This is a genomic window from Streptomyces sp. NPDC002868 (assembly GCF_055563295.1).
The window spans coordinates 831,638-843,668 of sequence record NZ_JBVHDR010000002.1 but is presented as its reverse complement, the minus strand read 5'-3'; the positions used below and the strand labels follow the sequence as shown (position 1 = coordinate 843,668).

Genomic DNA, 12,031 nt, shown 5'->3' with positions numbered 1-12,031 from the left:
GCCCCGGGCCCCGGCATCCCAGCAAAGATCACCTGGCGCCGATGAGTAAGGCGTACAGAACCACTCCACAGGAGGACCCCAGTGGCGAAGGCGAAGTTCGAGCGGACTAAGCCGCACGTCAACATCGGCACCATCGGTCACATCGACCACGGTAAGACGACCCTCACGGCCGCCATTACCAAGGTGCTGCATGACGCGTACCCGGACCTGAACGAGGCCTCGGCCTTCGACCAGATCGACAAGGCTCCTGAGGAGCGCCAGCGCGGTATCACCATCTCCATCGCGCACGTCGAGTACCAGACGGAGTCGCGTCACTACGCGCACGTCGACTGCCCGGGTCACGCGGACTACATCAAGAACATGATCACGGGTGCGGCGCAGATGGACGGCGCCATCCTCGTGGTCGCCGCCACCGACGGCCCGATGCCGCAGACCAAGGAGCACGTGCTCCTGGCCCGCCAGGTCGGCGTCCCGTACATCGTTGTCGCCCTGAACAAGGCCGACATGGTGGACGACGAGGAGATCATGGAGCTCGTCGAGCTCGAGGTTCGTGAGCTCCTCTCCGAGTACGAGTTCCCGGGCGACGACCTCCCGGTCGTGCGCGTCTCGGCGCTCAAGGCTCTCGAGGGCGACAAGGAGTGGGGCCAGTCGGTCCTGAACCTGATGGCCGCCGTCGACGAGGCGATCCCGCAGCCCGAGCGTGACGTCGACAAGCCGTTCCTGATGCCGATCGAGGACGTCTTCACGATCACCGGTCGTGGCACCGTCGTCACCGGTCGTATCGAGCGTGGTGTCCTCAAGGTCAACGAGACCGTCGACATCGTCGGTATCAAGACCGAGAAGACCACCACCACGGTCACCGGCATCGAGATGTTCCGCAAGCTGCTCGACGAGGGCCAGGCCGGTGAGAACGTCGGTCTGCTCCTCCGTGGCATCAAGCGCGAGGACGTCGAGCGCGGCCAGGTCATCATCAAGCCCGGTTCGGTCACGCCGCACACCGAGTTCGAGGCCCAGGCCTACATCCTGTCGAAGGACGAGGGTGGTCGTCACACCCCCTTCTTCAACAACTACCGCCCGCAGTTCTACTTCCGTACCACGGACGTGACCGGCGTTGTGACCCTCCCCGAGGGCACCGAGATGGTCATGCCGGGCGACAACACCACCATGACGGTCTCGCTGATTCAGCCGGTCGCCATGGAGGAGGGCCTGAAGTTCGCCATCCGTGAGGGTGGCCGGACCGTCGGCGCCGGCCAGGTCATCAAGATCAACAAGTAATTGCTGATCTGATCTGGTTGCTCCCTGGAGCATCAGCAAGGGCCCCGCACCATCGGTGCGGGGCCCTTGTTCGCGTCTGGTTCGCGTCTTGCCGGTCTCAGCCGGCCGTTCCCGCCTCGGGCAACCAGGTCCAGGGGTGCGCGTCGGCCCCCAGGCCCACGACGGCGGCGCCGGAGTGGCCTACATGGAGGCCGGGCGCGTCCAGCGCCGCGATGCCATGAGCGCGCGTCAGAAGCCCTCTGCGGGTGCGGAGTTGGATCCGGCCGCGGGTGTCCTTGCCGAGCAGTACGAGGCCGCCGGGGGCCGCGGACGCGCTGAGTGGGCCGTAGCCGTCGAAGCCTTCCTTGCGGGGCCGGGCGGGCGCGCCGCCGGTGCGTACGGCCAGCACCACCGAGTCCGTCGGCTTGCGGTAGTACAGCTCGATGCCACCGTCGTCGGTCAGCACCGGGGCGAGCGGGCCCCCGGGGACCGGCAGCCGGCTGTCCGGGCGGAAGGTGAGCGGCAGGCCCATGGTGTCCTGCGTCCAGTGGTGCACGCTCTCGCGGCCGGAGCCGAAGACATGGACCCGGCCGGCACTGTCCACGACCGTGGACAGACCGTCCTGGATCTCCGCTCCGCCGAGGTCGCGCCAGCGGTCCCAGCGCCCGGCCCTGTCGCGGACCCGGGTGCTGATGCCCTTGTCGGCATTGCGGACGAAGAGGTGGACCCGGCCGTCGGGGGCCGCCACCGCCACCGGGACGCCGATGCGGCGGCCGCGGTCGTCGTCCCGCTCGGGGTTGCCCAGACCGTTCCAGGCGAGGAACTCGCCGCCGGGGGAGCCCTGCTCCAGCAGGACGACCTCGCGCTGGTTGGGGCCGCCGTGGCCGTCGAGGGCGGCGAAGCGCAGCGCGAACAGCAGCTGACGGCCGTCCTTGAGGGTGGCCGCGCCGAGGGCGGGCGCGAGCGGGCCGCCGCCGAGGTCGTCCGGGGCGCCCCACTGGCCGCTGCCGGGCCTGGTCTCCCGCCAGCGGACCGCACGCAGCCCGAGCACGCCGTAGGCGACCAGCCGGCCGGACGCCTCGGTGGCGACGGTGGCGCGGGGGCCGGGGTAGCGGTGGTGAGTGGCGCGGACCCAGCCCTTCTTGTTCTTGAGCGGGCGGATGCCGCCGACGTTGTAGTCGCCGCAGCCGGCCGTGTTGCCGCAATCCCAGTCCGGGCTGCCGCCGTACGGGACGAGGGCCGCGGCCTTCTCCCGGAGCACCGCGGCCGGGAGGTTCTTCGGCCAGTGGCGGTTGTAGTAGCCGCGGAAGGCGGTGGCGACGAAGCCGGGCACCTCACCGCTGTCCTTCGTCGCACGGGCGACCCAGCGGACCATCGCGGCCCAGCTGAACAACGCGACGGCGGTGTGGTCGGCGTGATCCGAGTAGCCGCGCTGTTCGCTGTCCTTCTTACGGGTCGCCTCGTCGCTGTGCTGGACGTCGGGATCGGGGTCCAGGGTCTGGATCACGGTCGGCCGGTACTGCTCCATGAGCCCGACGAGTACGTCGATGAGCTCGTCGTAGTCGTACGAAACTGTCCCGCGCAGCGGAGAGCCCGCGGCGACAACGGTGTTGAGGCCGAGCGAGCGGTCCCGCCACAGGCTGGGGAGGGCCATGTAGCGGCGAGTGGTGTGCATGGGGAGGTTGAGGAAGATCAGCTCGACCGTGGCGCGGCCGTTGGTGAGGGTGTTGATCTCGGCCCGGTGGCCGCCCTGCAGCGAGGCGACATCCTTGGTCCAGCCGGCGAACCTGTCGAGCCCGAGCAGGGCCGCGTAGGCCTGTCGCAGGCCCTGGTGGCGGGCGGCGGAGTAGGCGGGCCGGTCCGCGGGGACGTCCCAGTCCCCGGGTATGTGGTTCTTGCCGTCGTGCTCACCCGCGGTGACATATATGCAGACCAGCGGAACCCCGGCGTCCAGCATCCGCTGGGTGTCGGGGTTCATGAAGTACAGATCGTCATCCGGATGGGCCAGTATCTGCATCGCCTGCGCCCGCCGCGAGCTGGCGATCGGCATGCCCGGCGCGGGGTCCGCGGCGGGGGTGGAGCGCCGCGGGGCGGGTACGGAGCAGGAGCTGAGGGCCACGGCGGCGGCGAGGACGGTTGTGGCGGTGACCACATGGCGTCTGCTCGGGCCGCCGGGGCGCGCGGCAGCCGTCCCCCGGGCAGGCGCGTTGTTCATCTGTCGTGCTCCGTCCGCTCCCCCGCAGCGGGCAGAAAGGCCCCCCGTGCTGCGTACTGTCGATCTCAGGCAATGGCGGACGGGCTGCTGGTCAGAGCCGTTCCGCGGTCAACAAGACGGCTGAGTGACACGCGAGGTTGCTTCACTGTCGGAAGCTTGTGCGTGAGGCGGAGCGGTGGGGTACTCTCTCCGGCTGCGATTGGCGCGGGGTGTGCCCCCTATGGCACACTGACCAGGTTGCTCGGTTGAGTTGCCGATGTTGCGCGCCTCCCGCCGGGAGGACCGGAAGCGAGTCCCACAGTACTCGTCGCCCCATCTGCCGTAAGGCAGCGCTGGAGCGGACGTACGGGAATCTTCCGGGAAGTGTCAGCGGGGTACCAGCCAGGCACTCGGTGGGTGTTCTTCCCCCGACGCGTGGTCTTCGGCCCGCACCCCCTTGGCTGGGAAATCCTTCGGGAGATCTACGTAGAGGGAGTGCGACACGCCCGACCGCGGGGGTCGGAGAAGATCGCAGGACCGGCCGAGTTCCAGAGCGTTTCTAGAGACAGGACTACTGAGTAGCCATGGCGGGACAGAAGATCCGCATCCGGCTCAAGGCCTACGACCACGAGGTCATCGACTCATCGGCGAAGAAGATCGTCGAGACGGTGACCCGAACTGGTGCGTCGGTCGCGGGCCCGGTGCCGCTGCCCACTGAGAAGAACGTGTACTGCGTCATCAAGTCGCCGCACAAGTACAAGGACTCGCGCGAGCACTTCGAGATGCGCACGCACAAGCGCCTGATCGACATCCTCGACCCGACGCCCAAGACCGTTGACTCGCTGATGCGCCTGGACCTTCCGGCCGGCGTTGACATCGAGATCAAGCTCTGAGAGGCGCGGAAGAGATGGCTAAGCAGATCAAGGGCATCCTGGGCGAGAAGCTCGGCATGACCCAGGTCTGGGACGAGAACAACCGTGTCGTCCCGGTCACCGTGGTCAAGGCCGGTCCGAACGTTGTGACCCAGGTCCGTACGAATGACTCCGACGGCTACGAGTCGGTCCAGATCGCCTTCGGCGAGATCGACCCGCGCAAGGTGAACAAGCCCCTCAAGGGTCACTTCGCCAAGGCCGACGTAACCCCGCGCCGCCACCTGGTGGAGCTCCGTACCTCCGACGCCAGCGAGTACACGCTCGGCCAGGAGATCACTGCCGAGGTGTTCGAGTCCGGCGTCAAGGTCGACGTCACGGGCAAGAGCAAGGGCAAGGGCTTCGCCGGTGTCATGAAGCGTCACAACTTCAAGGGCCTCGGCGCCGGTCACGGTACCCAGCGCAAGCACCGCTCGCCCGGTTCCATCGGTGGCTGCGCCACCCCTGGGCGTGTCTTCAAGGGCATGCGCATGGCGGGCCGCATGGGTAACGAGCGGGTCACCACCCAGAACCTGACCATCCACGCGGTTGACGCGGAGAAGGGCCTGCTGCTCATCAAGGGCGCGGTTCCTGGTCCGAACGGCGGCCTCGTCCTGGTCCGCACTGCGGCCAAGGGGGTCTGAGGACTATGAGCACCATTGACATTCTGTCGCCCTCCGGCGACAAGTCCGGGACCGTCGAGCTCCCGGCCGAGATCTTCGACGCCAAGATCAGCATCCCGCTGCTCCACCAGGTCGTCGTCGCGCAGCTGGCCGCCGCCCGTCAGGGCACGCACAAGGTCAAGCGCCGTGGCGAGGTCCGTGGTGGTGGCAAGAAGCCTTACCGCCAGAAGGGCACCGGCCGCGCGCGCCAGGGTTCGACCCGTGCGCCGCAGTTCGCCGGCGGTGGCGTTGTCCACGGCCCCACGCCGCGTGACTACTCGCAGCGGACCCCGAAGAAGATGAAGGCCGCCGCCCTGCGCGGTGCCCTCACCGACCGGGCCCGCAACTCCCGTATCCACGTCGTCACCGGCGTGATCGAGGGTGAGGTCTCCACCAAGGCCGCGAAGACCCTGCTGGGCAAGATCAGTGAGCGCAAGCACGTGCTCCTGGTCGTCGAGCGGGCCGACGAGGCCGCGTGGCTCTCCGCCCGCAACCTGCCCCAGGTGCACCTCCTGGAGCCGGGCCAGCTGAACACGTACGACGTGCTCGTCTCGGACGACGTGGTCTTCACCAAGGCCGCCTTCGAGTCCTTCGTGTCTGGTCCCAAGGCCGATGAGACCGAAGGGAGCGACGCCTGATGTCTGAGGCGACCGTAACCAGCAAGACCTTCTCGGACCCGCGCGACGTTCTCGTCAAGCCGGTTGTCTCCGAGAAGAGCTACGCCCTGCTCGACGAGAACAAGTACACGTTCATCGTCGCGCCCGGCTCCAACAAGACCCAGATCAAGCAGGCCGTCGAGGCGGTCTTCTCGGTCAAGGTCACCGGGGTCAACACGATCAACCGTCAGGGCAAGCGCAAGCGCACCCGCACCGGTTTCGGCAAGCGCGCCAACACCAAGCGCGCCATCGTGACCCTCGCTGAGGGCGACCGAATCGACATCTTCGGCGGCCCGACCTCCTGACGGAGGTCGAGTCGTCCGGAATCGGACGAGGACTGAGAAATGGGTATCCGCAAGTACAAGCCGACGACCCCGGGCCGTCGTGGCTCCAGCGTCGCCGACTTTGTCGAGATCACGCGGTCCACGCCGGAGAAGTCGCTGGTCCGCCCCCTGCACAGCAAGGGCGGCCGTAACAACACCGGTCGTGTGACCGTCCGTCACCAGGGCGGTGGCCACAAGCGCGCCTACCGCCTGATCGACTTCCGTCGTCACGACAAGGACGGCGTTCCGGCCAAGGTCGCTCACATCGAGTACGACCCGAACCGCACCGCGCGCATCGCGCTCCTGCACTACGCAGACGGCGAGAAGCGCTACATCATCGCGCCGCGTGGCCTGTCGCAGGGCGACCGTGTCGAGAACGGCCCGGCCGCCGACATCAAGCCCGGCAACAACCTGGCGCTGCGCAACATCCCGGTCGGTACGACCATCCACGCCATCGAGCTGCGGCCCGGCGGCGGCGCGAAGTTCGCCCGCTCCGCGGGTGCCTCCGTGCAGCTGCTGGCGAAGGAGGGCTCCATGGCCCACCTTCGTATGCCGTCGGGTGAGATCCGCCTGGTCGACGTCCGCTGCCGCGCCACCATCGGCGAGGTCGGCAACGCCGAGCAGTCGAACATCAACTGGGGCAAGGCCGGCCGTCTGCGGTGGAAGGGCGTTCGCCCGACCGTCCGCGGTGTCGCCATGAACCCGGTCGACCACCCGCACGGTGGTGGTGAGGGCAAGACCTCCGGTGGTCGCCACCCGGTCAGCCCGTGGGGTCAGAAGGAGGGTCGTACTCGCTCGCCGAAGAAGGCGTCCAGCAAGTACATCGTCCGCCGCCGCAAGACGAACAAGAAGCGCTAGGAGCGGGTTTAGATGCCGCGCAGTCTCAAGAAGGGGCCCTTCGTCGACGACCACCTCATCAAGAAGGTGGATGTCCAGAACGAAGCCGGCACCAAGAACGTCATCAAGACCTGGTCCCGTCGCTCGATGATCATCCCGGCCATGCTCGGCCACACGATCGCGGTGCACAACGGCAAGATCCATGTCCCGGTGTTCGTCACCGAGTCGATGGTCGGCCACAAGCTCGGCGAGTTCTCGCCGACTCGCACCTTCCGCGGCCACGTCAAGGACGACCGGAAGTCGAAGCGCCGCTAACGCGGGGTGACTGACTATGACTTACACCGAAGGGACAACCATGGAAGCCAGGGCCCAGGCGCGGTACATCCGCGTCACGCCCATGAAGGCCCGCCGAGTGGTGGACCTCATCCGTGGCATGGATGCCACGGAGGCTCAGGCGGTCCTGCGTTTCGCCCCGCAGGCCGCGAGCGTGCCGGTTGGCAAGGTGCTTGACAGCGCCATTGCCAACGCTGCACACAACTACGACCACACCGACGCCTCTTCGCTGGTCATCAGCGAGGCGTACGTGGACGAGGGCCCGACCCTGAAGCGGTTCCGTCCGCGTGCTCAGGGCCGTGCCTACCGGATCCGTAAGCGGACCAGCCACATCACCGTGGTCGTCAGCAGCAAGGAAGGAACCCGGTAATGGGCCAGAAGGTTAACCCGCATGGGTTCCGGCTCGGCATCACCACGGACTTCAAGTCCCGTTGGTACGCCGACAAGCTGTACAAGGACTACGTCAAGGAAGACGTCGCCATTCGTCGCATGATGACGAAGGGCATGGAGCGAGCCGGTATCTCGAAGGTTGAGATCGAGCGCACCCGCGACCGCGTCCGCGTTGACATCCACACCGCCCGCCCGGGCATCGTCATCGGTCGCCGTGGCGCCGAAGCCGACCGCATCCGCGGCGAGCTGGAGAAGCTGACCGGCAAGCAGGTCCAGCTGAACATCCTCGAGGTCAAGAACCCCGAGGTGGACGCTCAGCTGGTGGCCCAGGCCGTCGCCGAGCAGCTCTCCTCCCGCGTCTCCTTCCGTCGCGCCATGCGTAAGAGCATGCAGGGCACGATGAAGGCCGGCGCCAAGGGCATCAAGATCCAGTGCGGTGGCCGTCTCGGCGGCGCCGAGATGTCCCGCTCGGAGTTCTACCGCGAGGGCCGTGTGCCCCTGCACACGCTCCGCGCGAACGTCGACTACGGCTTCTTCGAGGCCAAGACGACCTTCGGCCGTATCGGTGTGAAGGTCTGGATCTACAAGGGCGACGTCAAGAACATCGCCGAGGTCCGCGCCGAGAACGCTGCGGCCCGTGCGGGTAACCGCCCGGCCCGTGGTGGCGCCGGCGACCGTCCGGCCGGTGGCCGTGGCGGTCGTGGTGGCGAGCGGGGCGGCCGCGGTGGTCGCAAGCCGCAGCAGTCTGCGCCGGCAGCCGAGGCCCCCAAGGCCGAGGCTCCCGCCGCTGCCGCTGCTCCGGCTGCTGAGAGCACCGGAACGGAGGCCTGACCGAAATGCTGATCCCCCGTAGGGTCAAGCACCGCAAGCAGCACCACCCGAAGCGCAGCGGTATGTCCAAGGGTGGTACGCAGGTTGCGTTCGGCGAGTACGGCATTCAGGCCCTCACTCCGGCGTACGTGACCAACCGCCAGATCGAGGCGGCTCGTATCGCGATGACCCGCCACATCAAGCGTGGCGGCAAGGTCTGGATCAACATCTACCCGGACCGCCCGCTGACCAAGAAGCCTGCCGAGACCCGCATGGGTTCCGGTAAGGGTTCCCCTGAGTGGTGGATCGCGAACGTCAAGCCCGGTCGGGTGATGTTCGAGCTGTCCTACCCGAACGAGAAGATTGCGCGTGAGGCGCTTACCCGCGCTGCTCACAAGCTTCCGATGAAGTGCCGGATCGTTCGGCGCGAGGCAGGTGAGTCGTGATGTCGGCCGGTACCAAGGCGTCCGAGCTGCGCGAGCTGGGCAACGAGGAGCTTGTTGCCAAGCTTCGCGAGGCCAAGGAAGAGCTGTTCAACCTCCGCTTCCAGGCGGCGACCGGTCAGCTCGAGAACCACGGCCGGCTCAAGGCCGTCCGCAAGGACATCGCGCGGATCTACACCCTCATGCGTGAGCGCGAGCTGGGCATCGAGACGGTGGAGAGCGCCTGATGAGCGAGAGCAATGTGACTGAGACCAACACTGACCGCGGTTTCCGCAAGACCCGTGAGGGTCTGGTCGTCAGCGACAAGATGGACAAGACCGTCGTCGTCGCTGTCGAGGACCGTGTGAAGCACGCGCTGTACGGCAAGGTCATCCGCCGTACCAACAAGCTCAAGGCGCACGACGAGCAGAACGCTGCCGGCGTCGGCGACCGCGTCCTCATCATGGAGACGCGTCCGCTGTCGGCGACCAAGCGCTGGCGCATCGTCGAGATCCTCGAGAAGGCCAAGTAATCCCTGAGGGGTTTCCCTCAGGACAGTTCCGCCAGGCTCGGCAGGGGCACCCAGGTGCCCCTGCCGGGAACCGGCAGACGATCAGGAGATAGACGTGATCCAGCAGGAGTCGCGACTGCGTATCGCCGACAACACTGGTGCCAAGGAGATCCTTTGCATCCGTGTTCTCGGTGGTTCCGGTCGCCGCTACGCGGGCATCGGTGACGTCATCGTCGCCACCGTCAAGGACGCGATCCCCGGTGGCAACGTGAAGAAGGGTGACGTCGTCAAGGCGGTCATCGTTCGCACCGTCAAGGAGCGCCGCCGCCAGGACGGCTCGTACATCCGCTTCGACGAGAACGCCGCCGTCATTCTGAAGAACGACGGCGACCCTCGGGGCACCCGTATCTTCGGCCCGGTGGGCCGTGAGCTGCGCGAGAAGAAGTTCATGAAGATCATCTCGCTCGCGCCGGAGGTGCTGTAAGCATGAAGATCAAGAAGGGCGACCTGGTTCAGGTCATCACCGGCAAGGACAAGGGCAAGCAGGGCAAGGTCATCGCGGCCTTCCCCCGCGAGGACCGCGTCCTGGTCGAGGGTGTCAACCGGGTCAAGAAGCACACCAAGGCCGGCCAGACCGCTCGCGGTTCGCAGACCGGTGGCATTGTCACGACTGAGGCCCCTGTTCACGTGAGCAACGTTCAGCTCGTCGTGGAGAAGGACGGCAACAAGGTCGTCACGCGCGTCGGTTACCGCTTCGACGACGAAGGCAACAAGATCCGCGTTGCCAAGCGGACGGGTGAGGACATCTGATGGCTACCACCACCACTCCGCGTCTGAAGACGAAGTACCGCGAGGAGATCGCGGGCAAGCTGCGTGAGGAGTTCTCGTACGAGAACGTCATGCAGATTCCCGGCCTCGTCAAGATCGTGGTCAACATGGGTGTGGGCGACGCCGCCCGCGACTCCAAGCTGATCGATGGCGCGATTCGCGACCTCACCACGATCACCGGCCAGAAGCCGGCCGTCACCAAGGCCCGTAAGTCCATCGCGCAGTTCAAGCTGCGTGAGGGCCAGCCGATCGGTGCCCACGTCACGCTTCGTGGCGACCGCATGTGGGAGTTCCTGGACCGCACACTGTCGCTCGCGCTTCCGCGCATCCGCGACTTCCGTGGTCTGTCCCCCAAGCAGTTCGACGGCCGTGGCAACTACACCTTCGGTCTCACGGAGCAGGTCATGTTCCACGAGATCGACCAGGACAAGATCGACCGCGTCCGGGGTATGGACATCACCGTGGTCACCACGGCGACCAACGACGCTGAGGGCCGCGCGCTCCTTCGTCACCTCGGCTTCCCGTTCAAGGAGGCGTAAGCGAGATGGCGAAGAAGGCTCTTGTTGCCAAAGCTGCTCGTAAGCCCAAGTTCGGTGTGCGCGCCTACACCCGCTGCCAGCGCTGTGGCCGTCCGCACTCCGTCTACCGCAAGTTCGGCCTGTGCCGCGTGTGCCTTCGTGAGATGGCTCACCGTGGCGAGCTGCCGGGCGTGACCAAGAGCTCCTGGTAATTCCCTTCTTGGGAATTACCGGAGGCTCTCGGTAAGTATCTGGTCGGCGGGAGCCCTCCCTCACATGCCGTAGGCTTGTGGGGTTGGGCGCCCGTCGCCCTGACCGACTTACTACGCCGTAGGTCCCCGCACCGCACCCGTCCCGCCACTGAGTGGGGAGAGGGATGGCGCATACAGGAAACCCCGGCGAGAGAGGCCGAAGGCCAATTCATGACCATGACTGATCCCATCGCAGACATGCTCACGCGTCTGCGTAACGCGAACTCGGCATACCACGACTCCGTCGTGATGCCGCACAGCAAGATCAAGTCGCACATCGCGGAGATCCTCCAGCAGGAGGGCTTCATCACCGGCTGGAAGGTCGAGGACGCCGAAGTCGGCAAGAACCTCGTCCTGGAGCTGAAGTTCGGCCCGAACCGCGAGCGTTCGATCGCCGGCATCAAGCGCATTTCCAAGCCGGGTCTGCGCGTGTACGCGAAGTCCACCAGCCTGCCGAAGGTTCTCGGCGGCCTGGGCGTGGCGATCATCTCCACGTCCCACGGTCTCCTGACCGGCCAGCAGGCGCAGAAGAAGGGCGTGGGTGGGGAAGTCCTCGCCTACGTCTGGTAGTCGGGAACGGAGGAAAAGCTAATGTCGCGAATCGGCAAGCTCCCCATCCAGGTTCCCGCCGGTGTGGACGTCACCATCGATGGCCGCACGGTCGCGGTGAAGGGCCCCAAGGGTTCCCTCTCGCACACCGTCGCCGCGCCGATCGAGGTCACCAAGGGCGAGGACGGCACCCTGAAGGTGCTGCGCCCGAACGACGAGCGTCAGAACAAGGCCCTCCACGGCCTGTCCCGCACGCTGGTGGCGAACATGATCACCGGCGTGACCCAGGGGTACGTCAAGGCGCTCGAGATCAGCGGTGTCGGTTACCGCGTTGCCGCGAAGGGCTCCAACCTGGAGTTCCAGCTCGGTTACAGCCACTCGATCCTGGTGGAGGCGCCCGAGGGCATCTCCTTCAAGGTCGAGTCGCCGACCAAGTTCTCGGTCGAGGGCATCGACAAGCAGAAGGTCGGCGAGGTCGCCGCGAACATCCGCAAGCTGCGGAAGCCCGACCCGTACAAGGCCAAGGGTGTCAAGTACGCCGGCGAGGTCATCCGCCGCAAGGTCGGAAAGGCGGGTAAGTAAGCC

19 protein-coding genes are annotated in these 12,031 nt (G+C 66.7%); 18 read left to right on the top strand and 1 reads right to left on the bottom strand.

Annotated features, from left to right (window positions below; genetic code table 11):
* Positions 1 to 81: 81 nt before the first annotated feature.
* Positions 82 to 1,275 carry an elongation factor Tu gene (gene tuf / locus ACZ3H8_RS09815; RefSeq protein ID WP_307661685.1) on the top strand — a complete coding sequence of 398 codons (1,194 nt, stop codon included), beginning with the start codon at positions 82 to 84 and terminating at the stop codon, positions 1,273 to 1,275.
* A gap of 97 nt (positions 1,276 to 1,372) precedes the next feature.
* Here the strand turns inward: tuf and ACZ3H8_RS09810 are convergent, their stop codons facing one another.
* Positions 1,373 to 3,469, bottom strand: a complete 2,097-nt coding sequence (locus ACZ3H8_RS09810) for a PIG-L family deacetylase (protein WP_467399552.1) — start codon at positions 3,467 to 3,469, stop codon at positions 1,373 to 1,375.
* 563 nt (positions 3,470 to 4,032) lie between these two features.
* On the opposite strand from ACZ3H8_RS09810, the gene rpsJ reads away from it, so the two are divergent.
* The 17 genes from rpsJ to rplF all read left to right on the top strand — a co-directional run bounded on the left by rpsJ (position 4,033) and on the right by rplF (position 12,028).
* Positions 4,033 to 4,341 (top strand): 30S ribosomal protein S10, encoded by a 309-nt coding sequence (gene rpsJ, locus ACZ3H8_RS09805; protein WP_003948644.1) that lies wholly within the window; start codon positions 4,033 to 4,035, stop codon positions 4,339 to 4,341.
* 14 nt (positions 4,342 to 4,355) lie between these two features.
* Entirely contained in the window at positions 4,356 to 5,000 is a 645-nt protein-coding gene (gene rplC, locus ACZ3H8_RS09800) for a 50S ribosomal protein L3 (RefSeq protein ID WP_307661683.1), read from the top strand.
* 5 nt (positions 5,001 to 5,005) lie between these two features.
* A complete protein-coding gene (gene rplD / locus ACZ3H8_RS09795; RefSeq protein WP_467399549.1) occupies positions 5,006 to 5,656 on the top strand; it encodes a 50S ribosomal protein L4 in 651 nt (216 codons plus the stop codon).
* Positions 5,656 to 5,979, top strand: coding sequence for a 50S ribosomal protein L23 (rplW, locus tag ACZ3H8_RS09790; RefSeq protein ID WP_398991176.1), 324 nt, complete (start codon positions 5,656 to 5,658; stop codon positions 5,977 to 5,979). Before rplD ends, rplW begins: the two co-directional genes overlap by 1 nt.
* Before the next feature lie 39 nt (positions 5,980 to 6,018).
* Positions 6,019 to 6,855: a 50S ribosomal protein L2 gene (gene rplB / locus ACZ3H8_RS09785; RefSeq protein ID WP_307661680.1), complete on the top strand. Its 837-nt coding sequence runs from the start codon at positions 6,019 to 6,021 to the stop codon at positions 6,853 to 6,855.
* Between the two features lie 12 nt (positions 6,856 to 6,867).
* Entirely contained in the window at positions 6,868 to 7,149 is a 282-nt protein-coding gene (gene rpsS, locus ACZ3H8_RS09780; protein ID WP_127356386.1) for a 30S ribosomal protein S19, read from the top strand.
* A gap of 40 nt (positions 7,150 to 7,189) precedes the next feature.
* Positions 7,190 to 7,537: a 50S ribosomal protein L22 gene (gene rplV / locus ACZ3H8_RS09775; protein WP_004571827.1), complete on the top strand. Its 348-nt coding sequence runs from the start codon at positions 7,190 to 7,192 to the stop codon at positions 7,535 to 7,537.
* On the top strand, positions 7,537 to 8,388 hold the full coding sequence (gene rpsC / locus ACZ3H8_RS09770; RefSeq protein ID WP_307661679.1) for a 30S ribosomal protein S3: 852 nt from the start codon (positions 7,537 to 7,539) through the stop codon (positions 8,386 to 8,388). Before rplV ends, rpsC begins: the two co-directional genes overlap by 1 nt.
* 5 nt (positions 8,389 to 8,393) lie before the next feature.
* Positions 8,394 to 8,813 carry a 50S ribosomal protein L16 gene (gene rplP, locus ACZ3H8_RS09765; protein ID WP_014047785.1) on the top strand — a complete coding sequence of 140 codons (420 nt, stop codon included), beginning with the start codon at positions 8,394 to 8,396 and terminating at the stop codon, positions 8,811 to 8,813.
* Complete coding sequence (gene rpmC, locus ACZ3H8_RS09760) at positions 8,813 to 9,037, top strand: 50S ribosomal protein L29 (RefSeq protein WP_017949657.1); 225 nt, start codon at positions 8,813 to 8,815, stop codon at positions 9,035 to 9,037. The genes rplP and rpmC overlap by 1 nt, the downstream gene beginning before the upstream one ends.
* Complete coding sequence (gene rpsQ, locus ACZ3H8_RS09755; protein ID WP_307661677.1) at positions 9,037 to 9,321, top strand: 30S ribosomal protein S17; 285 nt, start codon at positions 9,037 to 9,039, stop codon at positions 9,319 to 9,321. Before rpmC ends, rpsQ begins: the two co-directional genes overlap by 1 nt.
* A gap of 94 nt (positions 9,322 to 9,415) precedes the next feature.
* Positions 9,416 to 9,784 (top strand): 50S ribosomal protein L14, encoded by a 369-nt coding sequence (rplN, locus tag ACZ3H8_RS09750; RefSeq protein WP_008739701.1) that lies wholly within the window; start codon positions 9,416 to 9,418, stop codon positions 9,782 to 9,784.
* A gap of 2 nt (positions 9,785 to 9,786) precedes the next feature.
* Positions 9,787 to 10,110, top strand: a complete 324-nt coding sequence (gene rplX, locus ACZ3H8_RS09745) for a 50S ribosomal protein L24 (RefSeq protein WP_142214201.1) — start codon at positions 9,787 to 9,789, stop codon at positions 10,108 to 10,110.
* Positions 10,110 to 10,667: a 50S ribosomal protein L5 gene (rplE, locus tag ACZ3H8_RS09740; RefSeq protein WP_307661676.1), complete on the top strand. Its 558-nt coding sequence runs from the start codon at positions 10,110 to 10,112 to the stop codon at positions 10,665 to 10,667. Before rplX ends, rplE begins: the two co-directional genes overlap by 1 nt.
* A 5-nt stretch (positions 10,668 to 10,672) precedes the next feature.
* The gene (locus ACZ3H8_RS09735; RefSeq protein ID WP_099500629.1) at positions 10,673 to 10,858 is read left to right on the top strand and encodes a type Z 30S ribosomal protein S14; all 186 of its coding nucleotides are present in this window, start codon (positions 10,673 to 10,675) and stop codon (positions 10,856 to 10,858) included.
* Positions 10,859 to 11,068: 210 nt separating this feature from the next.
* Entirely contained in the window at positions 11,069 to 11,467 is a 399-nt protein-coding gene (rpsH, locus tag ACZ3H8_RS09730) for a 30S ribosomal protein S8 (RefSeq protein WP_307661675.1), read from the top strand.
* Between the two features lie 21 nt (positions 11,468 to 11,488).
* Complete coding sequence (rplF, locus tag ACZ3H8_RS09725; RefSeq protein ID WP_307661674.1) at positions 11,489 to 12,028, top strand: 50S ribosomal protein L6; 540 nt, start codon at positions 11,489 to 11,491, stop codon at positions 12,026 to 12,028.
* Positions 12,029 to 12,031 lie beyond the last annotated feature (3 nt).